Origin of the sequence: Paenibacillus ihuae (assembly GCF_001368795.1) — a bacterium.
Taxonomy (GTDB): Bacteria; Bacillota; Bacilli; order Paenibacillales; family Paenibacillaceae; genus Paenibacillus_AQ; species Paenibacillus_AQ ihuae.
Map to the genome: position 1 here is coordinate 1,575,484 of NZ_LN831198.1, position 24,649 is coordinate 1,600,132.

The 24,649-nt window shown below is 49.0% G+C and carries 21 protein-coding genes; 19 read left to right on the top strand and 2 right to left on the bottom strand.

The window, feature by feature from the left end; translation table 11 throughout:
- From AQR02_RS06920 to AQR02_RS07000, 16 genes are all read left to right on the top strand, one after another.
- The coding region (locus tag AQR02_RS06920; protein WP_167347607.1) for an S-layer homology domain-containing protein at positions 1 to 505 on the top strand (505 nt) is incomplete at its 5' end.
- A 201-nt stretch (positions 506 to 706) separates the two neighbouring features.
- A complete protein-coding gene (locus tag AQR02_RS06925; RefSeq protein WP_054939953.1) occupies positions 707 to 1,330 on the top strand; it encodes a deoxynucleoside kinase in 624 nt (207 codons plus the stop codon).
- A complete protein-coding gene (locus tag AQR02_RS06930; protein ID WP_054939954.1) occupies positions 1,327 to 1,980 on the top strand; it encodes a deoxynucleoside kinase in 654 nt (217 codons plus the stop codon). Before AQR02_RS06925 ends, AQR02_RS06930 begins: the two co-directional genes overlap by 4 nt.
- A 411-nt stretch (positions 1,981 to 2,391) precedes the next feature.
- Positions 2,392 to 3,186, top strand: coding sequence for a hypothetical protein (locus AQR02_RS06935; protein WP_054939955.1), 795 nt, complete (start codon positions 2,392 to 2,394; stop codon positions 3,184 to 3,186).
- A gap of 591 nt (positions 3,187 to 3,777) precedes the next feature.
- Positions 3,778 to 4,320 carry a S1 family peptidase gene (locus AQR02_RS06940; protein ID WP_054939956.1) on the top strand — a complete coding sequence of 181 codons (543 nt, stop codon included), beginning with the start codon at positions 3,778 to 3,780 and terminating at the stop codon, positions 4,318 to 4,320.
- Positions 4,321 to 4,465: 145 nt separating this feature from the next.
- Entirely contained in the window at positions 4,466 to 4,828 is a 363-nt protein-coding gene (locus AQR02_RS06945) for a LytR/AlgR family response regulator transcription factor (protein WP_054939957.1), read from the top strand.
- A gap of 76 nt (positions 4,829 to 4,904) precedes the next feature.
- Entirely contained in the window at positions 4,905 to 6,080 is a 1,176-nt protein-coding gene (locus tag AQR02_RS06950; protein ID WP_054939958.1) for a MalY/PatB family protein, read from the top strand.
- A 123-nt stretch (positions 6,081 to 6,203) separates the two neighbouring features.
- Entirely contained in the window at positions 6,204 to 7,154 is a 951-nt protein-coding gene (locus AQR02_RS06955) for a nucleoside hydrolase (RefSeq protein ID WP_054939959.1), read from the top strand.
- 385 nt (positions 7,155 to 7,539) lie between these two features.
- Positions 7,540 to 8,784: a stalk domain-containing protein gene (locus AQR02_RS06960; protein ID WP_054939960.1), complete on the top strand. Its 1,245-nt coding sequence runs from the start codon at positions 7,540 to 7,542 to the stop codon at positions 8,782 to 8,784.
- A gap of 171 nt (positions 8,785 to 8,955) precedes the next feature.
- On the top strand, positions 8,956 to 9,909 hold the full coding sequence (locus tag AQR02_RS06965) for a radical SAM protein (RefSeq protein ID WP_054939961.1): 954 nt from the start codon (positions 8,956 to 8,958) through the stop codon (positions 9,907 to 9,909).
- A 360-nt stretch (positions 9,910 to 10,269) separates the two neighbouring features.
- Positions 10,270 to 12,303: a methyl-accepting chemotaxis protein gene (locus AQR02_RS06975; protein WP_054939963.1), complete on the top strand. Its 2,034-nt coding sequence runs from the start codon at positions 10,270 to 10,272 to the stop codon at positions 12,301 to 12,303.
- A gap of 180 nt (positions 12,304 to 12,483) precedes the next feature.
- Positions 12,484 to 13,722, top strand: coding sequence for a helix-turn-helix domain-containing protein (locus AQR02_RS06980; protein ID WP_054939964.1), 1,239 nt, complete (start codon positions 12,484 to 12,486; stop codon positions 13,720 to 13,722).
- A 391-nt stretch (positions 13,723 to 14,113) separates the two neighbouring features.
- The gene (licT, locus tag AQR02_RS06985) at positions 14,114 to 14,950 is read left to right on the top strand and encodes a BglG family transcription antiterminator LicT (protein WP_054939965.1); all 837 of its coding nucleotides are present in this window, start codon (positions 14,114 to 14,116) and stop codon (positions 14,948 to 14,950) included.
- A gap of 116 nt (positions 14,951 to 15,066) precedes the next feature.
- Positions 15,067 to 16,962 carry a beta-glucoside-specific PTS transporter subunit IIABC gene (locus AQR02_RS06990; protein WP_054939966.1) on the top strand — a complete coding sequence of 632 codons (1,896 nt, stop codon included), beginning with the start codon at positions 15,067 to 15,069 and terminating at the stop codon, positions 16,960 to 16,962.
- A 39-nt stretch (positions 16,963 to 17,001) separates the two neighbouring features.
- The gene (locus tag AQR02_RS06995) at positions 17,002 to 18,462 is read left to right on the top strand and encodes a 6-phospho-beta-glucosidase (protein ID WP_054939967.1); all 1,461 of its coding nucleotides are present in this window, start codon (positions 17,002 to 17,004) and stop codon (positions 18,460 to 18,462) included.
- A 109-nt stretch (positions 18,463 to 18,571) separates the two neighbouring features.
- On the top strand, positions 18,572 to 19,063 hold the full coding sequence (locus tag AQR02_RS07000; RefSeq protein ID WP_054939968.1) for a hypothetical protein: 492 nt from the start codon (positions 18,572 to 18,574) through the stop codon (positions 19,061 to 19,063).
- A 34-nt stretch (positions 19,064 to 19,097) separates the two neighbouring features.
- On the opposite strand, the gene AQR02_RS07005 is transcribed toward AQR02_RS07000, so the two are convergent.
- The gene (locus AQR02_RS07005; RefSeq protein WP_054939969.1) at positions 19,098 to 19,493 is read right to left on the bottom strand and encodes a GNAT family N-acetyltransferase; all 396 of its coding nucleotides are present in this window, start codon (positions 19,491 to 19,493) and stop codon (positions 19,098 to 19,100) included.
- 132 nt (positions 19,494 to 19,625) lie between these two features.
- Entirely contained in the window at positions 19,626 to 20,900 is a 1,275-nt protein-coding gene (locus tag AQR02_RS07010; protein ID WP_054939970.1) for a histidine--tRNA ligase, read from the bottom strand.
- 334 nt (positions 20,901 to 21,234) lie between these two features.
- Here AQR02_RS07010 and AQR02_RS07015 point away from each other — a divergent pair, with 334 nt between their 5' ends.
- The 3 genes from AQR02_RS07015 to AQR02_RS07025 form a co-directional block, all read left to right on the top strand.
- Entirely contained in the window at positions 21,235 to 21,897 is a 663-nt protein-coding gene (locus tag AQR02_RS07015; RefSeq protein WP_245237178.1) for an HD domain-containing protein, read from the top strand.
- Positions 21,898 to 21,930: 33 nt separating this feature from the next.
- Positions 21,931 to 23,376, top strand: coding sequence for a DEAD/DEAH box helicase (locus AQR02_RS07020; protein WP_054939972.1), 1,446 nt, complete (start codon positions 21,931 to 21,933; stop codon positions 23,374 to 23,376).
- A 183-nt stretch (positions 23,377 to 23,559) separates the two neighbouring features.
- The coding region (locus AQR02_RS07025; protein ID WP_082451698.1) for a M20 family metallopeptidase at positions 23,560 to 24,649 on the top strand (1,090 nt) is incomplete at its 3' end.

Here is a 24,649-nt window from a genome sequence, read left to right on the forward strand (position 1 = left end):
CCGCTTGCTGGTAAACGGTACATCCGAGTCTACGTTCAAACCGGCTGATCCGGTAACCCGGGCGGAGTTCACAGCTATGCTCATGAGAGCCTTGAATCTTCCGGCGGATGAAAATAATGCCGGCACTGGATTCAGTGATGTGAATCAATCTGCCTGGTACAGTGAAGCTGTACAGAGTGCGGTGTCTAAAGGCCTCGTTAAGGGATGGGACAATGACCATTTTGGCCCGAACAAGACGATCACCCGTGAAGAAATGGCTGTCATGATTGGCCGGGCATATCCATTGCTTGGCGCCGGAGATTCATCCGCGGCAGACTTGGGGTTGCTCGGACAATATTCAGACAGCAGCAAGATTTCTAGCTGGGCGAAGAAAGATGTAGCTAAGGTTTTGAACGATGAAATTATGAAAGGCATCACAGACAGCGGCTTTGAGCCGGCAGGTATCACCACCCGCGCCCAAGCTGCGGTAGTACTCAAGCGATTACTCATTAAATTTGAAGAGTAAGCAGCTAAATGATTCCATGGACCTGTATCCGCTTGTTCTTAAGCGGGTACGGGTTCTTTTTATATCCCCAGCACAAAATTCTCAAATTCAAGCGTTCACGCAAAGGCCTCCTGTGATACAATGATTGAGTCTGTTTTTTGAGGATACACATTTCGCAGCTTCACCCGGCATGGTCCGCATTTGAGGAGGAAATCAGCGTTAATGAAACATGCACCTTTTATAGCAGTGGAAGGCCCGATCGGGGCTGGCAAAACAACCCTCGCCACGATGCTGGCTGAAGAATTCCAGCTTCCGGTGATTAAAGAAATCGTGGAGGAGAATCCGTTCCTGGACAAGTTCTATCAGAATATGGACGACTGGAGCTTCCAACTCGAAATGTTCTTTCTCTGCAACCGTTACAAGCAGCTTGAGGATACCGTGAACGAGTACATAAATAAGGATAAACCGGTTATTTCCGATTATCATATTTATAAGAATCTGATTTTTGGCGAGCGTACTCTGAAAGGAACGAAGCGGGATAAATACCGCGAGATTTACCATGTGCTGACCGATGATCTGCCGAAGCCTGATATTATTCTCTATATCCGTGCTGATCTGGATACCCTTATGGCCAGAATCGTCAAACGCGGCCGCCCGTTCGAAGAGGAAATTTCACCTGCGTATATGCAGCAATTAATAGAAGATTATGATGATGCTATGGCCTCACTCGCTGTCCGCGAACCGTCGACCGTCATTGTAACGATTGATGGGAACAAGGTTGATTTTGTAGAGAATCAGGAAGATTTCAGCGCTATCGCCGCACAACTAAAGGAGCTTATGAAATGAACACATACAACATCCCGGACAACGCCATTATTACTGTAGCCGGAACAGTGGGTGTCGGCAAATCAACGCTGACTGCAGCCCTCGCGAAGCGTCTGAATTTCCAGACTTCGCTGGAACAGGTCGACCACAATCCATACCTGGAGAAGTTCTACCACGATTTCGAAAGATGGAGCTTCCATCTGCAGATTTATTTCCTGGCGGAACGCTTTAAGGAGCAGAAGAAGATGTTCGAGCTGGGCGGCGGCTTCGTGCAGGACCGTTCGATCTATGAGGACACCGGGATTTTTGCCAAAATGCATGCCGATCAAGGCACCATGTCGAAGACCGACTATGAAACCTACACTAGTCTGTACGAGGCAATGGTGATGACACCGTATTTCCCGTATCCCGATGTGCTGATCTATATCGAAGGCAGCCTGCCGTCGATCCTCACCCGGATCAATGAACGCGGGCGCGAAATGGAAATCCAGACCGATGTCTCTTACTGGGAGCATATGCACGGCCGTTATTCCCAGTGGATTGACGAGTTCAGCGCCTGCCCGGTGCTGCGGCTGAACATTGATGACTACGATGTGAATGATGCGGATTCGATGTCTGCGATTCTGGCACAGGTGGGCAAGGCGATTAACCGGAGTGCGGTGACGAAGTAAAGGGTTTCTATTTGACTACTCACTTCGATTGTTCATTATTATATAGTTGCACATTATCCTGGTTCCTCAAATGAACAATTCTGGGATGGAAGTAATTATATTGATTCAACTATTCTTAGGATATGTTAATTAATGTGTTCAGACTGAAACTATAAGGTTTTTAATCGCGGCGCCGAAAGGCGCTGCTTTTTTTTATTTCGGAACAAAATGTTTGCGGCGTGTCTGAAACTCAACCTAGAGGAGATACTTCAACAAAATCATGGCAGAAGCCAAAAAGGCAAAGCTCACAAAGTTTCGAGAAAGCTTATATTGAATTTATGGATATTTTACCCTGTATATAATGTTATTTTTACATAAAGGTATTAATGGTAATATATTCATGAAATAGTATTGTTGGGGGTTTTTGATTATATGACAAAAAATCACAAAATAATTCTTACATTTATACTTATTATTTTAGTAGTGATTTTTGGTACATATTTTTCTTTAACAAAAGACAAATTTGAAGCAGCACACTTTATCCAATACAATTCCTCAATAGCAGCGGAACTAAACACAAATTATACTATTGATTTAGCTTACTTTATTGAGAAAAACCATAAAGATAAAATATCTACTAAAAGTATCGTAACAATAAACTTTAAGAATTCAGTAACTACTCAGGTCAAATCCTATAAATTAGTTAAAAGTGACTCATCAAAAAAGTACGATATTAGAAATATTACATTAGATGTATCTTTTCAAAAACCAGGAAAGGAAAAAGTAAGGTACATAGAAATAAAATTTGATGATAATTCTGTTGAAGATTACCAAGTAGGTATTTGGAACTTTAATGTTTCTAAGGATAAGAATGAAGAGAAATTGGTTATGAGTGACACTTTTCCATTAGTTGCTAATGATTTTAATGGATATAATTTTAGCTTTACAAATACTACTGCGAATGATATTAAGGTTATCGATTTGGGAATAGACTTAAATGAAACTAATTTGGAAAATAAACCCATAAACATTAAACCAAAAGGAACAGAGAAAGTTCTTATAAAAACCAGCACAAAAAACAAGGACAAATTTTGCATAATAAAACCTAAATTGTCCTATGTTTATAATAATAAAGTTTATGCATATTATCCGTTTGCGACCTATTATGGTTTCTTAAACATGACAGATACCGATATAGATAAAGAAGTAGAAAAAACAAGTTTATAGACTGAAAGCTTTCCTAATTGAAACTTATCCATTTCTGTGACCATCTTCCGTAACTCAAAGCTATGAGTTTCTTGCACACTTGCAAGTTGATGACTACTATGTAAATGATGAGGATTCAATGTCGGCGATTCTGGGACAGGTGGGCAAGGCGATTAACCGGAGTGCGGTGGCGAAGTAAAGGCTGCATGAAGAGACAATGAACTTCATATCTGAATTCCCGAAACCTGGATGGTACTTTACCGTCCAGTTTTTTTGTTGTGCAGAATATTTTTTTATTCAGTTTATTTGCTAAAAAGTCGAAATTTCGCGCCATTTTAGCAGAATTTTCAAAAAAATATTCATTATCGGGCAATGTACCCGATTTTAGTTCCACTGAACCAGTATTTTGTCGAGATTTGTTAAGAGTTTGTTTAGAGCGTCCTGCTAGAATGAATTTCAGATATGAAAAAATAGGTAATTAGAAGTTAATTGTTTTTTGTCCGCCGGAAGGGAGCCGAAAGGAGAGATTGTGAACACATAGAGTATTTGAGAGCAGCGAATCTTGTAGGCCGGCGGGCGAGAAATGACGAAAGAATAAGGGGGAGCATTGATTTGCTAAAAAGCAGGAAAGCGAAGAAATACACCGCATTAAGTCTGATCCTGAGTGTGCTGCTGTCCTTGATACCAGGTTCTTGGGCGGGGCAGGCTTCGGCTGCTACGGGGGATCTAGAGGTCACTTTTGGTGCGGGCACGCATATAGGGAATTTGTCTTATAACTATGAACATAAGGATATTGCTGTACTGGATCTGCCTTCACCGGCAGCAGCGAAGCTGGCAGACAATGCCTATTCTTACCTGGAGATGCGCACTGAAGCAGTGAAACATGGTGAAGCTGTATTCGCACTCGGATACCCCCTGAAGAATACGAGCATCATTACCGAGGGGATTATCAATACGCCTGCTGCTGAGATTAACGGAAGAAGCAGAATTCTGACTTCAGCCCAGGTTGTAAGCGGAATGTCCGGAGGACCGCTGATGGATGCGCATGGCCGGCTGGCCGGCATTATTTCCGGCTCTCTGCGGACGATGAATAATATTCATCTGATCATCAACATGGATGATCTGCGCAGTATATTGCCGGCGGCAATGAAGTAAGGGCATAATAACAAGCGGCTAATTTTTCTGTAAGCAGCATAGAGGTATTTACAATGGCTGTCCCCCGATATTTCAGATTTACGCGGGGGCGGCTCTTTTTTTAAAGATAGGTCGAAAAGACTTCCTGGCGAGAGGCGGGAGAGGTATGATTAGAGCGTTTTTGCTGGATGTGAATCAGAAGGATCTCTATAAACTGGCAACAATGCTCCAGCAGTCCGGGAAAGTGGATGTAATCGGAATGTCCTCCCATCCGCAGAGCGCTTTGGATCAGATCATCGGACTTCATCCGGATGTGCTGTTTCTGGATCTCCAGCTCCACGGCTTGCAGGGAGTGCTGGTAGCCGAGCAGATCAAGCAGCAGCTTCCGGCGATTCAGATCGTAGTGACCACAGAGAGTAAGCAGCATGCCCTATGGGCCTTTGATCAGGCCATTGCCGACTATCTTTTGAAGCCGCTTGAGGAGGTTAGGCTGTGCCAGTCGCTGGAACGGCTGCGCAAGGGGAGCTGAAGCAGTGAAGGATGCCGTAAAGTCACCCCTGTGATACAATAATCTGAAAAGTCGAAATGATGGGGGATTGAAGTGAATGTATGATTTTGAACGCATAATTGACCGCCGCAATACCCGCTCTTACAAATGGGATCAGAATGAAAAGCTGTTCGGCAACAAGGATATTCTGCCGCTGTGGGTAGCAGATATGGATTTTGAGAGCCCGCCGGCAGTGAAGGAAGCGATCCTGCGCCGGGTGGAAGCCGGTGTCTATGGCTACAGCGTGGGAAGTGAATCTTACAAACAAGCGATTGTAAACTGGTTCGGACGACGCCATGATTGGGCGATTCAGCCGGAGTGGATCACGGATTCACCGGGGATTGTCACTTCGCTAAGCCTTTCAGTAGAGCTGTTCACCCAGCCAGGTGATGAGGTAATTCTGCAATCGCCGGTCTATTATCCTTTCTATGATGTAATTAAGATGAATGACCGCAAAGTAGCTAAGAATCCGCTGATTCTTCGCAATGGGCGGTATGAGATGGATTATGCCCACCTTGAATCGCTGATGCAGGGCGGCGCCAAGCTGCTGCTGCTGTGCAACCCCCATAATCCGGGAGGAACCGTCTGGAAACGCGAGGAGCTCCAGCAGGTTGGAGAGTTATGCCTGCGTTACGGGGTAACCGTCATTTCAGACGAGATTCATTGCGATCTGACGCTTCCTGGACACAAGCATATCCCGTTTGCCTCTTTATCTGAAGAACTGGCTGATATTACTATTACAACGCTGGCAGCAACCAAAACCTTCAATCTGCCCGGCCTGCAGACCTCTTTCATCGTTGCCCGGAATCCTGAACTGCAGGGGAAATTTGAGCGTAAGCTGAAGGCGCTCAGCCTGCATATGTCGTCTCATTTTGCACCCGAAGCGGTAGAGGCGGCATATAATGAAGGAGAGACATGGCTGGACGAGCTGCGTCAACATATTGCGGGGAATGCCGAATATGCGATCAGCTACCTCGCAGAGCATCTTCCTGCGGTCAAGGTTATGCGCCCTGAGGCCACTTATCTGCTATGGATGGACTGCCGGGCGCTGGGACTGGATGCAGCCGGACTGAAAAATCTGATGTACAAAGAGGCAGAAGTGGCTTTTAACGAAGGTTCTGTATTTGGACCTGAAGGAGTAGGCCATCTGCGGATCAACCTGGCTTGCCCGAGAGCGGTACTCACTGAAGCACTGCTGCGGTTCAGCCGGGCGGCTGCTTCATACGTAGAGTAATAAGGACCCGTTCGATTACAGATAAGCTTGCTGCAGTTCTTTTGAACGCTTGTTGTTCATAGAACTGCGGCAGGCTTTTTGCTTGGGATCCTAAACACATAGAAGAATGGGAGAGAAATCAAAATGAGCAAAGCCCGAATTATCATCGACTGCGATACGGGTATTGATGACGCACTGGCTATATTGTATGCATTACGCGCTCCGGATGTTGTAGTAGAAGGGATTACTACGGTGTTTGGCAACATCGGTGTCGAACAGGCGGCGGACAATACGCTGCGGTTGCTTGCGCTGGCCCGGCCCGAAGCAGAGATTCCGGTTGCTCTAGGTGCTTCCCAGGCACTGGTCCGTGAACTCCGCGGTTTCTCCCAGCATGTGCATGGTGAAAATGGCATCGGCGATGTGCAGCTTCCGCCATCCTCCCAGCGTCTGGTAAGTGAAACAGCGGCAGAATTTATTGTACGGCTGGCGGATGAGAATCCCGGCGAAATCGTACTGGTGACCCTCGGGCGGCTGACGAATCTGTCGCTGGCACTTGATCTGGACCCCGCCCTTAAGGGCAAATTGAAAAAGGTAGTTGTAATGGGGGGGACGATCTTCAAACCGGGCAATGTAACTCCGGTGGCCGAGGCCAATCTATGGGGTGATCCCGAAGCGGCTGACCGGGTATTCACCTCAGGACTATCTGTGCTGATGGTCGGTCTGGATGTGACGTTGAAGACACTGATCACTACGGAACATCTGGAGCTGCTGAAACGGTATGGCCGGGAAGACAATCAGGCGATTATTGAATTTATGGACCATTCTCTGCAGCACTATTTCAAATTTTATCGTGACGCCAATTATGTAATTAACGGTGCACCGCTGCATGATCCGCTGGCTCTTATGGCTGCGCTGCATCCTGACCTGCTGACCTGCCGGCAGATGAAGGTCCGTGTGGAGCATCAAGGGGAGCATACCTCCGGGATGGTTGTTGCCGATTTGCGGGCGCAGCCCCGGATAGGTGAATTCATCGAAGTCGCGGTCGATGTGGATGCCGAGCGGGCTGTTGGCGTCTTTTTAAGTGCTTTTATGTAACCTTTCCAAGGATGCTGGACTCTGGCTGGTATAAAGCTGCGATTTCCAGAAGTTACAATCTATTAATTTGCTAAAAATATCTATTTTGGTAAAATGATAGAGGTGTGATATAGATTAAATTATACTATTACTAATAGGATTAGCCGTGGCTCCAGAGAATATTTGGACTTCCGGCCGCTGTTGTCTCCAGATTTCTCGATTATACCGCTATTTGCGGTAGAAATCCGAAGACAAAGGCGGACGCTAGCGCTCCTACAGTTCCAAAATTCTCCTCCTCCACTTTTTCCTAATAGTATTTTTTAATTTAATCTATAAAGATGTTGGGGTGCAGACTAAACATGTGACTTTATATCATTCAGAATCTAGCGGAATGGAGAATCAACATATGAAAAGCCTAGGTAAACTATTATTATGCGCGGCAATAACAATAGGCGGCTTTACAGCACTTCCCGCACAGCCTACACAGGCTGCGGCAGGCAGTGTGAGCATTATGCTCGACGGCTATCCGCCGCCGTTCCCGGTTCCGCCCGCGGTGATGAACGGGACTACAATGGTGCCGTTCCGTGCCATCTCCGAAGCGCTCGGCATTCAGGTGAAGTGGGATCAGGCCGCCAAGAAAATTACCGCCACCAAAAGTGACGCAGCAGGCTCCAAAGTGGTTATTCTTACACTCGGCAGCGCAAAGGCAACAGTGAATGGAGCGGTCGTCCAGCTGGCTGTCCCGCCGCAAAATATCCGCGGGACAACGATGATTCCGCTCAGCTTCTTCGGACAGCAGTTCGGGGCAGGAGTAGGCTGGAATCAGGCAGCTAAGACTGTATCGATTACCTCGCCCAAGAAGGATATGTACACGCTGGGCTTCTATGCACAGAAATCGTACAGTGAGGTGTCCCTGATTCCGGATTTTAATGCGGTTGCCTTCGGCTGGAGCCGGATCGACCGCAGCGGCCAGTTCACGACGACCAGCACGGATTTCTGGTGGCCGAAGGCCGACGGGGATATTACGCCGGAATCCATTGTTCAGAACGCTGCTGCCGGAGGAACTGCTCCTTATTTAATGGTTTATTCTGGTGATAAGGAGCTGGAATTGACCAAAAATCTGGAAGACCCGGCGCTGCAGCAGCAGACGATATCAAGCATCGTATCGCTGGCTACAGAGAAAGGGTTTCAGGGCATCGGACTGGATCTGGAAGGGCTCGGTCTGACCGGGGACAAGAAAACCGTACAGGGCCAATTCAATATATTCGTAAAGAACTTGGCGGCAGCGGCCAAGCCAGCCGGCCTCAAGCTGACTGTCATTCTGCCCCCGCTGAACGGCTCCTTTAAAGGGCACGACTACAAGACTTTGGCTTCGCTTGCTGGTGATCTGGTCATTATGGCCTATGCCTATGAGGATGAATCCAAGCCGGAGCCGCTGGACATGGTGGATCAAGGCATTCGTCTGGCACTGGAGCAGGTTAGTAAAGACAAGCTGATCCTCGGCATCTCGGTATACAGCGAGAATGAAACCTCTGTGAATGCCAAGATCGGGCTGGCCAAACGGTACGGCCTGAAAGGGATCGCGATCTGGCGTCTGGGACTGATTGGACAGCCGGTATGGAACGAAATGGGCAAATCGGTGGAATTATAAAATAAAATATAGTTAAGAAGCAGCCCGCGGGCTGCTTCTTTTTTGTGCACTCAGACGATGCTAAACAGGCCCATTACAACAAAAGTCACATTAACCTGCGCCTGAAACCTTTATAATTTTTAAGGTTGACCCTAAAGCAGAATATCTTATTTTTCAGGAGGACTATAGAGCATGAGCATTAAATATAAAGCACTGGAGCTGGATAAACCGCTGACCTACGAGCTGGAGGGCCTTGAGGTCGGTGTAACTTCAAACTGCAATTTCCGCTGTGATTACTGCTGCGCATACAATAGAAATGACGGGCAGAGCATTAACGGCAAAGAGGTTATCCGCATCCTGGAGGAGCTGCCGGGACTCAAGCGCGTCCGGTTATCCGGCGGCGAGGTGACACTGAAATTCGAGGATTGTGTGGAGATTGTGTCCTACTGCTCCTCACGCGGGATTCAGACCCAGCTGAATTCTAACGGCAGTCTGCTGAATGCGGCCCGGATTCAGGAGCTGGTAACGGCCGGACTGACTACAATACATATTTCGTTTAATTTTACGACCGCTGAGGCGTTCTCGAACTATTATAATATTCATCCCAGTGTCTATGACAAAATTAGAGAGAACATCACCATGTTCGCCAAAACAGACGTGAATGTGGTGCTGGAAACCCTGCTGTTCAATGAAACGCAGGATAATATGCAGGAAATCAGCGACCATGTCTATGCAATGGGTGTACGGACGCATGAGATTCAGAACAGTATAATTATGGGCCACACCGGCTGGAAGGCGATTGCCGCACAGGAGCAATTGAAGAATGCCGTTGCGGAGCTGATTGCTAACCGTAAAGAGGATACTACACTTTACTTCACCTGTATGGACCGGTTTATGGATAAGCTGGGTTTTGCGGAGCAGCCGGGCGTATATTTCCCGCACTGCATTGAAGGTAAAAAACAGCTGCACCTGCACGGCAATGGCGACATCCTGATTTCCGAGCTGTGTTATCCGGTTATCATCGGCAACATCTATAACGGGACCTCGCTGAATGAGCTGTATACCAACATGCCGGCACCGCTTTCGCAATTTTTGGAGAAGCTACCTTGCCCGGCTCTGGATGCTCTATTCCCGCAGGAAGGTTAAGCGTTCGAATTCATATCCGCTATTACACAAGGGCCGCGGCTATTCTGCCGTGGTCTTATTGAATTAAAAGCAAGTTGTGAATGTGCAAGATATTTCTGTAATATCGGATCAACCAAAAGTCCCTTTCTCATATGGAGAAGAGGGGCTTTTTGCTTTACTTTCCGGGCTGAGGCCTAGGTTTTGTAAACTAAATCTAAAATTAAATCTTAAATTTCGACAAAGTATGATATTTTTCACTGAATTTCCCTATGTCATCTTAACTATCAACAAGAATAATCCGATAATAAAATTAAACAATATTACATTATTTAGGGTGTTTAACAAGCTAGGATTAGACGAGGGCGGAAGGATGTTGAGAAGATGAAGATTCGGATGAAGCTATCAGTTATGATGATCGCTGTTACCATGATTTCAACAGCACTAATGGGGATTTTTACGTATAACAAATCTACCAGTACGATTCTCAATCTCACCGATGCCTCCATGGGGCAGGTCAATACCAACAAAGCACAGACGATTGAAGCAATGATCGACAAAGAAAAGCGGAGCATTCAGCTGGTTGCCGGGGAATCAGAAATCGCCGAAGTGCTGCTGGAAGAACAATCCGGCGCATTAGCCGCCGGCGATGAGCTTCAGACCGAGGTTAATACCAAGCTGCAGGCTTTGGTAAAGGATGCAGGCAACCTGGAGCATATGTTTCTGGTCAATATGAAAGGAATCATTATTGCGGATAGCGATACCAAGCTTGTGGGCACGGATCTGAATGAACGGAAATATACGATCAATGTCTTGAAGACCGCTGCACCGGTGGTCAGCGAAACGCTTAAGTCCAAGTCCACTGGAGCTTATGTACTTGCCTTTGTTCATCCGGTAACGAGCGGGGGCAAGATGATCGGTTTCGTGGCTTCAGCGGTTAACGCGAACAGTATTATTAAATATCTGGCAGATGCCAAGGTAGCGAATGCGCCTTCCTCCTATGCCTATCTGGTGGATGAGACTGGGAATATTCTCTATCATCCGGATGAGGCCAAGATCGGTACACCGGTAGAGAACGCGCAGATTAAAGGAGTTGTAGAGCAGGTAAAAGCCGGGAAAACCGTTGAAGACGGAAATGTGCAGTATCTTTACAAGGGCGCGCAGAAAAAAGCAGCCTTTACCGTATTGCCAGATACCAATTGGACGCTGGTTCTGACTGGTGACCTGGATGAAATAACGGAACCGGTTCAAAACATGACGAATTATATCCTTCTGCTGGGTATCGGGAGCCTGCTGGTCACCCTGCTGATCGGAATCATTGTGGCAACCCGGATCTCATCGCCGATTATCAAGCTGACCGAGCTGATTAACAAGACTGCTGAGCTGGACCTGAAATACGATAACCAGTATGAGCATCTGGTGAAAAATAAGGATGAGACCGGGACGATCGCCAAGGCGATGTTCCACACACGGGCGGTACTGCGGGAGATGGCCGGAAGCCTGGTGACGATCTCTGCCAAAGTGCTGGATAATGCAGAGACACTGGAGAAGCTCTCCATTGATGTACGTGAGAATGCTCATGACAATTCGGCTACTACAGAGCAGCTGTCGGCAGGCATGGAGGAGACGGCGGCATCTACGCAGGAAATGACTGCAGCCATCCATGAAGTGGAGAATAATGTGCGGATGATCTCCAGCCGCGTAAAAGAAGGAGCTGGAATGTCCAGTGATATCACAAAGCGTGCATTGGTACTTCAGCAGGATGCCGTAACATCCACCGGCAATGCCAAACGGATCTATGAATCCGTGCGGGTTGAAATGGAGAAAGCCATCGAGCAGTCGGGGGCCATCAATGAAATTAACGTGCTCGCCGATACCATCCTCTCTATTACCAGCCAGACGAATCTGCTTGCGCTGAATGCAGCCATTGAAGCCGCGCGGGCAGGAGAGGCCGGCCGGGGCTTCGCCGTCGTGGCGGGTGAAATCCGCAAGCTGGCGGAGAAATCCTCTGAGACGGCTGCGGGCATCCAGGGAGTAGTCAAAAATGTGTATTCTTCTGTGGAGCAGATGAAAGAGCATTCGGAGGCTATGCTAGATTTTATAGATCAGAATGTATTAAGCGACTACGAACGGTTAACCGAAGTCAGCCAGCAATATAATGATGATGCCTCCACGATCAAACAGCTGATGGGGCAGTTCGAGGAAGCTGCTGATCATCTGAACGAGACCGTGTCCAGTATTGCCATAGCGGTCAATGAGGTCGCGGCTACCGTGAATGAGGGAGCGATCGGTGTGCAGGATATTGCCGAGAAAACTGCCGATATCGTGGAGAAGACCTTCCATGAAGCAGCTATGGCTGACGAGAATACCCAGAGTGCCAAAGAGCTGCAGGGACTGGTGGAAAAGTTCAAAATATAAGCAATACTTAACCCCGCCGGGAATCCGGCGGGGTATTTCGCCTCTCTTTTCAAATAAATTTGGTTTTTGCGGGTTCTTCCTGTTTAATCTGTCCATAATGATAGTAAGGAATGCGTTTTCCGCCGGAACAAGGGAACAGAGAGGATTATTGCTGCGCCTGTTATAGGGGGTGATACTGCTATGTTTGAGATCAGGCAGGTGGAGGAAGAAAAGCAGGGGAGCGGTCAGATGCGGCAGCTGCAGGAGAGCTTTTTACAGCAGATGGTCAAGGAGGATTGGCTCAGTACGGAACCTGTCAAAAACCGGCTGCGCCAGCTCAAGCTGACTGCGCTTGCAGGAGAGGGCTTGAAGCTGCGGTATGCCGCAATCGAATTGAAGGTGCCTTCAGAGCTCATGGCTTCCAGGCACAAGGACCGGCTGTTAGCAGGAACGCTATTTCAGAAAGTGTGCCGGGAGACGGCAGGCGGATGGAAGCATATCTACCCGTTCGGTGATGAAGCTGATCCGCTGCGGATGTATTTCCTGATTCCTTCGAAAGAGGGAGTCGAGCATGCGAGCCGCGCTGAACGTTTCATAGAGGAGCTGTTACAGAAACTTAAGGATATTATGGAGCTGGATTGTTCCTGTGCAGCCGGACTGGAAGTGAAAGGCCTGAAGCGGGTAAAAAATGCGTTTGCTTCCTGCTTGTGTGCCTTAAACAGAACAAATAGGACTGCCGTTGAAGGTTGGAAAGAAGCCGGGACGAGTATGGTGATGACCTGGCTGTCCCCTGAGGAAGAGCGCAGGCTGGCGCAAATGATAGAACTAGCGGATTTAGCTGCGTATGAGCGGGAACTGGACCTTCTATTTGAGGTTGGTGAACGGGAACACATTCGGTTTGACATCTCCATGTATAAGTCCATGCGGCTGCTCCTGCTCCTGACAGCTATAGCCCGTAAATTTGAATGCAGCGGCACGGCCTTAGGGAAGTTTATGTGGAATAGCCACAAGACACTGGCTGCCTGCACCTCACCTGAGGCACTGAAGCAGCAGCTGCATGAACTGGGACTGCTGGTAATAGAAGAAGTTACGCTGGCACGTAATTCCCGCATAAGCGCTCTACCCGAAGCGGTCAGAAGATATATGGAACGAAACTATGGCTGTGAGCTGCCGCTTGCTGCTGCAGCGCAGCTGTTCGGCTTGGAGGAACATAGCCTGTCCCGCCAGTTCAAACAGCATGTGGGCATTCCGCTGGCCGATTATGTTGCCAAGATCAGAATGGCCAAAGCGGAGCAACTGCTGCAGGCTGACAGTCTGAAGCTCCAGGAGCTGGCGCTGCTCGTCGGCTATTCCAGTCTGAGCCATTTTGTCAGCGCCTTCAAAAAATTCAGCGGCAAAAGCCCCAAGGAGTATCGCGAGCGGCTCCAGAGAACCCGCTAACAGCATACGCAAGCACCGGAGGCAGCCTTACAGCGGGGGCTTCTCCGGTTAACTTGGCTGAATATTACAAGCAGGACTGGCGTGATATGGCAATAAAGAAAGCGCATACTTTTCTCTTGCCAAATCAATAAATTGATGGTATTCTGACTTTGGGATTGTTACTGAAAAGGCAAAACCCAGGACATGTGTTGAGACATGTTTTGGGTTTTGCCTTTTTTTAATCTCACCACTTGTACTCGCGATGGTTACAGAACTTAGGAAACGGAGTGGGTGATGCTGAAATCCTAATTGATTTGGAAGCGCTTAACATTGTCGGCTGGCCTGAGTTTTTTTCGTCCAGTGTCTAAATCCTGCGGGTACATTATTTAGGGATATGGAGGAGGCAGCTTGGATGATTATCAAAAAAATCTTTAATAACAACGCCATTGTCGCTAAAGATTCGCAGAAGCAGGAGTTTGTTGTGATGGGCTGCGGGATTGGCTTCAAAAAGGCTATTGGAGATTCTGTGGAACAAAGCTTAATAGAGAAGGTCTTTATTCTTAAGCAAAAGGAAGCTTCGGAGAGATTCAAGCTGCTGCTGGAGGATGTCCCTTCAGAGTACGTATCGCTATGCTACGACATCATAGAATACGGCAAGAATATGCTGCAGGTGCCTCTAAGCGAATATATCTATGTTACACTCACGGATCATATTCATAATACATTTAAAATGCATGACGAGGGGATCCAGAACCCGAATCCGCTGATTTGGGAAATCAAAAAAATCTACCCGAAAGAATTTGCAGTTGGCTTAAAAGCACTGGAGTACATTAAAGATTCAGCCGGTAAGGAGCTTTCGGAAGATGAAGCGGGGAATATCGCCCTTCATTTAATCAATGCCCAGATCAACAGCTCATATCATAAAGCATCAGATGTGGCCGGCCAGACCGAGAAGATCCAGGATATCCTGAACATCATCAAATACACCTATAATATTACCCTTGACGAGAAATCAATCAGCTTTGAAAGATTTATAACCCATCTGCGCTTTTACTTCCAGCGGATTCATCAGAAGAAGAAGATGGAGCTGGACGATGATTTCTTATTAAAGCAGGTCAAAGCCAAATATAAAAATGCCTACAACTGCATGCTGAAAATAGAGAAGTACCTGAATACCGAACTGTCGGACGAGGAAAAGCTGTATCTGACCATTCATGTGCACCGTGTAACGGACCGGCAAACTGAATAGCTATTTTGGATTGTTACTGGTAAAGCAGGCGAGACCAAAATAGATAGTATGCTCTGTATGCTATCTATTAGGTCTCGTCTTTTTTTATAGAACTATCAAATAAAGGAGCGGTCAACATGAAATACGAAAAGCTGGCCAAAGAGATCATCCACAACGTCGGCGGCAAAGAGAACGTGAGCAGTCTGACGCATTGTATCACCCGTTTGCGTTTCAAATTAATAGATGAGAGCAAGGCGAATACGGAAATTCTCAAGAATATGGACGGCATCGTGACGGTAATCCAGAGCGGAGGCCAGTACCAGGTGGTTATCGGCAACCATGTGCCCGAGGTGTATGCGGATGTCTCAGCGATCGGCGGATTTCAGTCGGCCGCAGCAGAGCCTTTAGACGAGAAAATCGGTTTGTTCAATAAATTTATAGATATTATCTCGGGAGTGTTTACCCCGGCGCTAGGCGTATTGTGTGCAACCGGTATGATCAAGGGGTTTACCGCTTTGTTCCTGTCCCTGGGCTTGCTGACAAACACCTCTGGAACCTATCAGATTCTGAATGCAATCGGAGACTGCTTATTCTACTTCTTCCCGATCTTCCTGGGATATACGTCAGCCAAAAAGTTTAATGCCAATATTTTTCTGGGGATGGCGATCGGGGCGACGCTGGTCTATCCTACTTTTTCTTCTATAACGGCTTCCGGACAACCGCTGTACACCCTGTTTAGCGGCAGCGTTATTGAGTCACCCGTGTACCTGACCTTCCTGGGCATTCCGGTGATCTTAATGAGCTATTCTTCAAGCGTTATTCCGATCATTCTCTCGACCTATGTGGGAGCTAAGATTGAAGCGGTGTTTAAAAAGATTATTCCGAGCGTGGTGCGGACCTTCCTGGTTCCCTTCTGCACGCTGCTGATCATTGTCCCGCTGGCTCTGATTGTGATTGGACCGGTTGCCACCTGGGCAGGCCAACTGCTTGGCGCAGGCACTTTGTTCGTCTATAACCTGAGTCCGGTCATTGCCGGTATTCTGCTTGGCGCGTTCTGGCAAGTGTTCGTTATTTTCGGCCTGCACTGGGGTTTTGTACCGATTGCCATCAACAACCTTACCGTGCTGAAAGCGGATCCGATCCTGGCTGGTGTATTCGGGGCTTCCTTTGCCCAGACAGGGGTTGTACTCGCGATTCTGCTGCGGACGAAAAACATGAAATTGAGATCGCTTTCTATTCCAGCTGTCATCTCAGGAATCTTCGGGGTTACAGAGCCGGCCATTTACGGGATAACCCTGCCGCGCAAGAAGCCGTTTGTTCTAAGCTGTATAGCAGCGGGAGTCGGCGGCGGTATTATCGGCCTGATGGGAACCAAGGGATACATCCTGGGCGGTCTGGGGATCTTCGGAATCCCGAGCTATATCAGTCCGGAGGGGATGGATGCAGGATTTTATGGGGCAATTATTGGTATTAGTGTAAGCTTTGTGCTCGGTTTCCTGCTGATGTACTTCGGCGGATTCAAGGACGATGTGGTGAAAGATCAGCCTGCCGATGGCCCTAAGGGAGATATCCTGGTGAAGCAGGAGACCGTAAGCAGCCCTTTAAAAGGCGAGGTTGTCGCGCTTTCCGACGTAAAGGATGAGGCGTTCTCCACTGGCGCGCTGGGCAAAGGAATTGCTATCGAACCCGCAGAAGGCAAAGTGTTTTCTCCGGTAGACGGGATATTAACCTCATTATTCTCATCCGGCCATGCGATTGGAATCACCAGCGATCATGGGGTGGATATCCTGATTCACGTCGGGAAGGACACCGTTAAGCTGAAGGGGAAGCATTTCACACCCAGAGTGAAACAAGGAGACACCGTGAAAAAGGGCGACCTGCTTATGGAATTTGATATGGATGCGATTCGGGCGGCAGGTTACATCCTGACTACACCTGTTATCGTCTCTAATTCGAATAATTACCTGGATGTTATTGAAACCGGGAAGAAGTCTATCGGCTATAAAGAGGATTTGTTAACGGTAATGATCTAACCAATCCATAACCAGCTCATCATAAGGAGGATATTGATAATGAAACTATTGACCAAGCGTTTTCCGGAAGGATTTCTGTGGGGAGGAGCAACAGCCGCGAACCAGCTGGAAGGCGGCTACAACGAGGGCGGCAAAGGCTTAAGCACTGCGGATGTTATCACAGCCGGAACACACATGACACCCCGCAAAATTACACCGATGCTGGAGCAGGGGATGAACTACCCGAGCCACGAGGCAGTCGATTTCTATCATCACTATAAGGAAGATATCCGGCTGTTCGCCGAAATGGGCTTCAAAGTCTTCCGTATGTCCATCGCCTGGTCGAGAATTTTCCCGAACGGGGATGATGCGCAGCCGAATGAAGCTGGCTTGAAATTCTATGACGATGTGTTTGCTGAATTGAAAAAATATAACATAGAGCCGCTGGTCACCATCTCCCATTACGAAGCTCCGTTTCATCTGGCGCAGGAATACAACGGCTGGACTGACCGCCGGGTGGCTGATTACTATGTGAACTATTGCGAAGTAATCTTTAACCGCTATAAAGATGTGGTGAAATACTGGCTGACCTTTAATGAAATTAATATTCTGACCATGCCTTTTGGCTCATTTATGGCCGGAGCAATTATGCCGGAAGGAAATACCGAGTTCGGTCACACCGCAGTTCGGGCATATGATGAACAGCAGAGATACCAGGCGCTGCATCACCAGTTTATCGCCAGTGCGAGAGCGGTGAAGCTGGGGCATTTCAATAATCCGGATTTTAAAATAGGCTGCATGATCGCATATATGTGTTCCTACCCGCTGACCTGTAATCCGGGTGACATTATGCTTGCACAGCAAAAGGATAACTTAACCAACTTCCTCTGCTCCGATGTCCAGGTGCGGGGGGCGTATCCCGGCTTTGCCAAACGCTATTTTGCAGATAAAGGAATTGAGATCGCCATGGGTGAACATGATGAGCAGATTTTACAGGAGGGACGGGTCGATTTCTATACCTGCAGCTATTATTCATCCACTTGTGTGAGCGCTGATCCGGAACAGGAGAAAATTGGCGGCAACCTGTCCATGGGGCTGAAAAATCCTTACTTGAAGGCTAGTGATTGGGAATGGCAGATTGATCCGAAGGGTCTCAGATGGTCGCTGAACAATATCTATAACCGTTATCAGATCCCGATGATGGTTGTAGAGAACGGCCTCGGCGCAGTTGACACTGTGGAAGAGGACGGATCTGTTAATGATGATTACCGGATTGATTACCTCAGGGGCCATATTACGGAAATGAAGGAAGCCGTAGCTGATGGCGTTGAGCTGATCGGGTATACGCCTTGGGGCTGTATCGATCTCGTGAGTGCAGGGACAGGCGAAATGAAGAAGCGTTACGGCTTCATCTATGTGGATAAGGACAATGAAGGACAAGGAACACTGGAAAGATCACGCAAGAAGAGCTTCAGCTGGTATAAGCAAGTGATTGAAAGTAATGGTGAAGTGTTGGTATAATTTGGGCTAGTGGCGTAAAACGGTAATTTGATAAATTGGGATGTCCCTGGCAGCCATCAATGGCTATCCGAGTCATCCCTTTTTTAGCGAACTAAGGGGGCATGAAGCTTTGTATATCAACAGTAAACTCCAAGTATATCTGGATGAGATCCAGGCGAACGTTACGTTACATGGCCATAATGTGTATACCAAGGAGGCAGAGCGGATCGCTTCACCTGTATTTTTTGAGTTGGACGGCTGTGTTCTGCTGGATCAGGGGACCGGTGATGAATTGCCTGCGCAGTTTTCTCCGGATGCTGTTACTCCGGACCGGACCGCGTTTGAAGCGCAGTATAACCATCTGCATCTAACAGATTATTATACGGACCCACCTATTTCGCCAATCGGAGTTTTTAGCATCGGGGTTGAGCTAGTAGCAATTTGGACAACGCAGCTAAAACAGCAGTTCAGCGGCCGGCGCCAATTTGTCATTGTGCTTTCTTTTGACGGTGAAGAGACGGTCTTGCGCTTCTTTACCAGACGCTTCGATGAACCTGTCTGGGCGGATATCGCAGGGATAGAGAAATATATTGATGGGGTTATGATTGTAGAAGTCGAATAAATTCTGCTCACGATATCTGCGGGGGAAATGCCTATTACGCCCGCGGATATTCAAAAGCATTCACCAGCTTCACAAATCCAATCTTCGGATAATAGTCCATCGCTGTAGGTGCGGATAAGAGCAGCAGCATAACTTCCTCACCCAGATGTCCGCGCAGCACATTGACCAGTTCTTTGCCGATTCCCTGGTGCTGGTATTCCTTGCGGACAGCCAGATCGGACAGATAACAGCAGAGAGCGTAGTCAGTGATTGCACGGGCCACACCTACCGGACGGTTATCGTCCCAAGCGGTGATGAGAATGTCGGCATGCTCCAGCATCCGGCCGATCCGCTTCAGATCATCTACTGGACGGCGAAGTCCGGCGCTGATGAAGAGTTCTGCAGCCTGCACCGCTTCAAGCGGAGCATTGATAGTGTAAGTGATAGTCATAACGGATACACTCCTCAAAGTTAGTAAGTGATAGTTTTGCTCAGTATGAGGAATAACTGGACCAGAGAACAGAGCCAATTTGCTGGAAGTTCTCTGGTCCAGGCTTTGTGATCCGAGCTTTTCAGTCCGGCATTAACTCGAAATAACCATCTTTGCTTCTTCTACCGTAACCAACTGTTCCGTTTGCTGCGACATATCCTTGAGCCGCAGCTTACCCAGCTCTGCTTCGCTCTCCCCGATAAGCAGACAATAGCGGATGCCTTTGGCAGAAGCTGTAGCGAGCGTTTTTTTGAGCTTGCGTTTACCTGTGTCTACGCTGACCCGGATGCCTGCATTCCGCAGTTCTGCTGCTGCGAGCAGTGCCTGCGGCATGGTCTCACCAATCGGAATGATCAGCACACCGGAATATTCCTCCTGAACCGGGCGCTCCCCGAGCAGTGCCATAATGGATTCCATCCCGAATGAGATGCCCACCGTAGGATACGGGATGTCATCCCGCCCCACCAGCTTGCCGATGATATCATCATACCGTCCGCCGCCGCCAAGGCTGGAGGGATAGCTGCCTGTGGCATCGAAAATTTCATACACCGTTCCGGTGTAAAAGGACAGACCCCGCGAAAGGAACGGGTCGAACACGCAAACAGCGGAGAGTCCGGTGGCATCAATCAGCTGCTGCAGCGCCAGTATTTCGAGTGTTCCGGGCTGACCAGTCAGACCATAGCGGTCAGCCAGACTTGGGAAGTCTGTATTGTCTGTCTCCAGCAGCCGGGTAATGGCGAGCAGCGCTTCCGCAGACAACCCCTTCTCGCGAAGCTCCGCCAGTACGCCCGGGCTGCCGATTTTGGCAAGCTTATCTAAGGTTAGCATTACGGACAGGCTGTCATCCGCAGGGACGCCGACCGCAGACAGGATTTCACCAAGGAACCGGCGGTTGTTCCATTTAAGGACGATGGGAATCTCCAGCCTGCGGAAGACTTCCACAGCCAGCTGCATCAGCTCGGCTTCGGCCTGCGGGCCGGCAATTCCGACCACATCGGCATCACATTGCAGGAACTCGCGCAGCCGGCCTTTTTTGACCGGGCCATCACGGAATACCTTGCCAATCTCATAACGTTTATAGGGAAACTCGATTCCCGGATTCAGTGCAATCACTTTGGCGAACGGGATCGTCAGATCGTAACGGAGTCCCAGCCTGCGCCCGCCCTGGTCAGTCAACTGGTACATTTCGCGGAGAATTTCGTCACCGCCGGCATATTTGGAGGTCAGGAGCTCCAGCTCATTCAGCATTGTGGTCTCCATCGGTTCAAAATCATACAGCCCGAACAGTTCGCGCAGCGTACCCTGGACCTTTTGTCTGACCGCCTGCTCCCGTCCGAAATAATCATAGGTTCCTTTAATATTTTGCATTTTTAGCAGCCCCTTTTCATTTAGCTATATCTAGGTTTCGGTAATTCCGGCAAAACAAAAAAACGCGCAGGACCTCTTGGTCCTGCGCGTTTCGTATCCCGCAGGGAGGTCAAACGCAAAATGCGTTAGCCCTCCCTGAACTCATTCAGGTGTGCTAACGCTGCTTGTGATGATGAAGCTGATTCTGTATGATGGAAATGCTGTTTATAAGGTTCACAGGAAAAAGCTCCCTTCAGATTTAGATTACTGCACATTATAGCGGATGAAGATAATCCGTGCAAGCAGCAATTTCAGTATTCGACCGAATTGACTTATGCGAAAAGGGGCAATATTTATGGAGAATCAACAATGGATAGCGGCAGCCGAAGACTTTGCCAAAGAGCAGCTGGGCCGGGATACCACAGGCCATGACTGGTTTCATACAGACCGTGTGCGCAATACGGCTTCGCTGATCGCCGGGATGGAGGGGGCGGATGTCCTCACCTGCACCATCGCGGCGCTTCTGCATGATGTGGCTGACGAGAAGCTCAATGCTTCCAAGGAAGCGGGACTGCACAAAGTACATACCTGGCTGGAAGAGCATCTCGCAGATGAGGAGAGAATCAGACATATTATGCTGATTATTGAGACGATGTCTTTCAGTGGCGGCGGAGGGGATCCAATGTCTACACTCGAAGGACAATGCGTGCAGGATGCGGACCGGCTGGATGCGCTCGGGGCAATAGGTATCGCGAGAACGATGGTTTTTTCGGGGGCAAAAGGGCGGCCGGTCTACGATCCGGATCTCACGCCGCGCGATGAATCGCTGCAGAAGGAATACCGCGATTACTCTAAAGGGACGGCAGTCAGTCATTTTTATGAGAAGCTGCTGAAGCTGAAAGACCTCATGAATACACCCTTTGGACGCAAGCTGGCCGAAGAGCGGCATGATTTCATGCTGCTGTATCTGGAGCAATTTTATAAGGAATGGAATCAGGGCAGCCAGAAGCTGCTATAATGAGACCATGCTTAACACGGAAGGAACAACTACATGAGTGAATTACAGTTTAGAGATTATGATTTAAATGAAGAGATTATCAAGGCACTGGACGTTCTGGGCTATCATAGCCCGACCGAAGTACAGAGTAAGGTCATTCCGGCCGCTCTGAAGGGACAGGATCTGATCGTCAAATCACAGACCGGCAGCGGCAAAACGGCATCGTTCGGCATCCCGGTCTGTGAACTGGTGGATTGGGCGGAGAACAAACCGCAGGTCTTGGTGCTGACTCCGACACGGGAATTAGCCGCACAGGTCAAAGAAGATATCACCAATATCGGCCGCTTCAAGCGGATCAAAGCGGTGGCCTTATTCGGCAAACAGCCGTTTGCCCCGCAGAAGATTGAGTTGACACAAAAAACGCATGTTGTCGTCGGCACGCCGGGACGGGTGTTCGACCATATCGAACGCGGCACCTTACCGCTGAACCGGATCAAGACCCTCGTCATTGACGAAGCGGATGAAATGCTCAGCATGGGCTTTATCGAGCAGATTGAGAAGATCATCCAGCAGTTGCCGCGTGAGCGGGTTACGATGCTGTTCTCCGCCACATTGCCGGAGGTTATCAAGGACCTGTGCCGCAAATATATGACTCAGCCGGTGGATATTGAGATTGAAGCCTCTGGGATCACTACCGCCTCCATTGAGCATGCGCTGATCGAAGTGAGACAAGCTGCGAAGTTCGCACTGCTGTGCGATCTGCTGACGGTGGAGAATCCGGACAGCTGCATTATTTTTTGCCGCACCCAGGATCAGGTGAATGCGCTGTTCCGGGGGATGGCCGATCAGGAGCTTCCGGTGGACAAAATCCATGGGGGAATGATGCAGGACGAGCGTTTTGAAGTGATGAATGCTTTTAAAAGAGGCCAATTCCGCTACCTGATCGCTACGGATGTGGCGGCCCGGGGCATTGATATCGAGAACATTACCCATGTCATCAACTATGATATCCCGATGGAAAAAGAGAGCTATGTGCACCGCACCGGCCGGACCGCCCGCGCAGGCAAAAGCGGTAAAGCCATCACGCTCGTTACGCCAAATGAACATAAATGGGTCAAGGATATCGAGGGCTACATCGGGTTCGAACTTCCGATGATGAAAGCTCCGTCCGAAGATGCGGTGGCGTATGCCAAACCGGCTTTTGAGCAGAAGCTTGGCAAGCAGCAGGTACGCAAGGTTGGCAAGACTGAGGTCATGAACCAGAACATCATGAAGCTGTATTTCAACGGCGGCAAGAAAAAGAAGCTCAGAGCTGTCGATTTCGTCGGCACCATTGCGAAGCTTGAGGGGATCACCGCCGATGATATCGGGATCATTACCATCCAGGATAACGTAACCTATGTGGATATTCTGAACGGCAAAGGTGCAATTGTACTGCAGGCAATGAGGGATACTACGGTAAAAGGCAAGCTGCTTAAGGTGCATATTGCAAAAAAGTGATGTGATGTAAAAGCTGAGAAAGCCTCATTTCTTCTGTGAAGGGTACGCCGTTCATGGATTATATTGAGGCTTTTTTTGCGGGCGAAACCGGCTGCAAAGTGACTTTTCCGGCTGCAAACCGCTCGCGAATAGCGTACATTTCAACTTAAACTTAGGAATTAGGCTTACCGGAGGGATGTAAGAATGAAGAATGTCAGATGCCGGGAATTCGCAGTTCCCTTTTTGCAAAGCTTAATTCAAGTGGATACCTGCAATCCGCCCGGGAATGAGCACCGTTTGTCTCTGTTGCTGCAGGAGTTTTTACGTGAGGCTGGCCTTGACAGCAGTATCAGCAATATCGCCGGGATTGAGCAGGGGCGCAGCAATCTGGAGGCGGTGATTCCAGGCGGCGGGGGCCGGAAGCTGATGTTCTGCGGCCATCTGGATACCGTCAGTCCTTGGACGGCTGAAGCCGGGAATTATCCGCCGCATGGCGCGGTAATTGAAGGCGGCAGGATGTACGGCCGGGGCACCTCTGATATGAAAAGCGGACTCGCAGCCATGCTGCTTGCCGCCGTATCGCTGCACCAGGACGGCATCCGGCTGGGAGGCGATCTGATCTTTCTGGCGACAGCCGGGGAAGAGGTTGACAGCTGCGGGGCACGGCAGTATGCGGAGCAGCACAGCCTGGCTGGGCTGGATGGCCTGATCATCGCTGAGCCGACAGGCAGCCGCGTCGCTGTCGGCCATAAAGGTGCGCTATGGCTGCGGATTTCGCTCTTCGGGCGCAGCGCCCACGGCTCCATGCCGCAGCTTGGCCTGAATGCCGTGGAGGGCATGATGGAAGTGAACGCATTGCTTCACCGCCATGCGCTGGAGTGGCAGGCCCATGATCCGGTGCTGGGGTCAAGCAGCTTGTCAGTCAACAAAATTGTTGGCGGTGTGCAGACCAATGTAATTCCCGACCGTTGTACCATCGACGTGGATATCCGGACCGTTCCGCCGCTTCTGCATGAAGAGCTGCTAAGCGAAATCACGGCCAAGCTGGAAGAGATCCATCTGCTTCACTCCGGCTACCATTATCAGGTGGAAGAGCTGCTGGATAGGAGTGTTGTCTATACCGATCCCGGTGAGGAATTAATCCGAATTGCGCTGGAACTCGCCGGGAGGACGGGCGGCAAGGGTGAGCGAGAGTCGGCTGGAAATGATTGGGCAAGTGACTTTGGAGCCGGAGGTATTGGTGGCGCGGAAGGGGCTGCTGATGCAGAAGATGTCGGTGGTGGTGATGGCAAAG

What these genes read in the sequence shown, in the direction of transcription:
- AQR02_RS06925 (WP_054939953.1), top strand. Translation starts at nt 707, where the DNA reads ATGAAACATGCACCTTTTATAGCAGTGGAAGGCCCGATCGGGGCTGGC.
- AQR02_RS06930 (WP_054939954.1), top strand. Translation starts at nt 1,327, where the DNA reads ATGAACACATACAACATCCCGGACAACGCCATTATTACTGTAGCCGGA.
- AQR02_RS06935 (WP_054939955.1), top strand. Translation starts at nt 2,392, where the DNA reads ATGACAAAAAATCACAAAATAATTCTTACATTTATACTTATTATTTTA.
- AQR02_RS06945 (WP_054939957.1), top strand. Translation starts at nt 4,466, where the DNA reads ATGATTAGAGCGTTTTTGCTGGATGTGAATCAGAAGGATCTCTATAAA.
- AQR02_RS06950 (WP_054939958.1), top strand. Translation starts at nt 4,905, where the DNA reads ATGTATGATTTTGAACGCATAATTGACCGCCGCAATACCCGCTCTTAC.
- AQR02_RS06955 (WP_054939959.1), top strand. Translation starts at nt 6,204, where the DNA reads ATGAGCAAAGCCCGAATTATCATCGACTGCGATACGGGTATTGATGAC.
- AQR02_RS06960 (WP_054939960.1), top strand. Translation starts at nt 7,540, where the DNA reads ATGAAAAGCCTAGGTAAACTATTATTATGCGCGGCAATAACAATAGGC.
- AQR02_RS06965 (WP_054939961.1), top strand. Translation starts at nt 8,956, where the DNA reads ATGAGCATTAAATATAAAGCACTGGAGCTGGATAAACCGCTGACCTAC.
- AQR02_RS06975 (WP_054939963.1), top strand. Translation starts at nt 10,270, where the DNA reads ATGAAGATTCGGATGAAGCTATCAGTTATGATGATCGCTGTTACCATG.
- AQR02_RS06980 (WP_054939964.1), top strand. Translation starts at nt 12,484, where the DNA reads ATGTTTGAGATCAGGCAGGTGGAGGAAGAAAAGCAGGGGAGCGGTCAG.
- licT (WP_054939965.1), top strand. Translation starts at nt 14,114, where the DNA reads ATGATTATCAAAAAAATCTTTAATAACAACGCCATTGTCGCTAAAGAT.
- AQR02_RS06990 (WP_054939966.1), top strand. Translation starts at nt 15,067, where the DNA reads ATGAAATACGAAAAGCTGGCCAAAGAGATCATCCACAACGTCGGCGGC.
- AQR02_RS06995 (WP_054939967.1), top strand. Translation starts at nt 17,002, where the DNA reads ATGAAACTATTGACCAAGCGTTTTCCGGAAGGATTTCTGTGGGGAGGA.
- AQR02_RS07005 (WP_054939969.1), bottom strand. Translation starts at nt 19,493, where the DNA reads ATGACTATCACTTACACTATCAATGCTCCGCTTGAAGCGGTGCAGGCT.
- AQR02_RS07010 (WP_054939970.1), bottom strand. Translation starts at nt 20,900, where the DNA reads ATGCAAAATATTAAAGGAACCTATGATTATTTCGGACGGGAGCAGGCG.
- AQR02_RS07015 (WP_245237178.1), top strand. Translation starts at nt 21,235, where the DNA reads ATGGAGAATCAACAATGGATAGCGGCAGCCGAAGACTTTGCCAAAGAG.
- AQR02_RS07020 (WP_054939972.1), top strand. Translation starts at nt 21,931, where the DNA reads ATGAGTGAATTACAGTTTAGAGATTATGATTTAAATGAAGAGATTATC.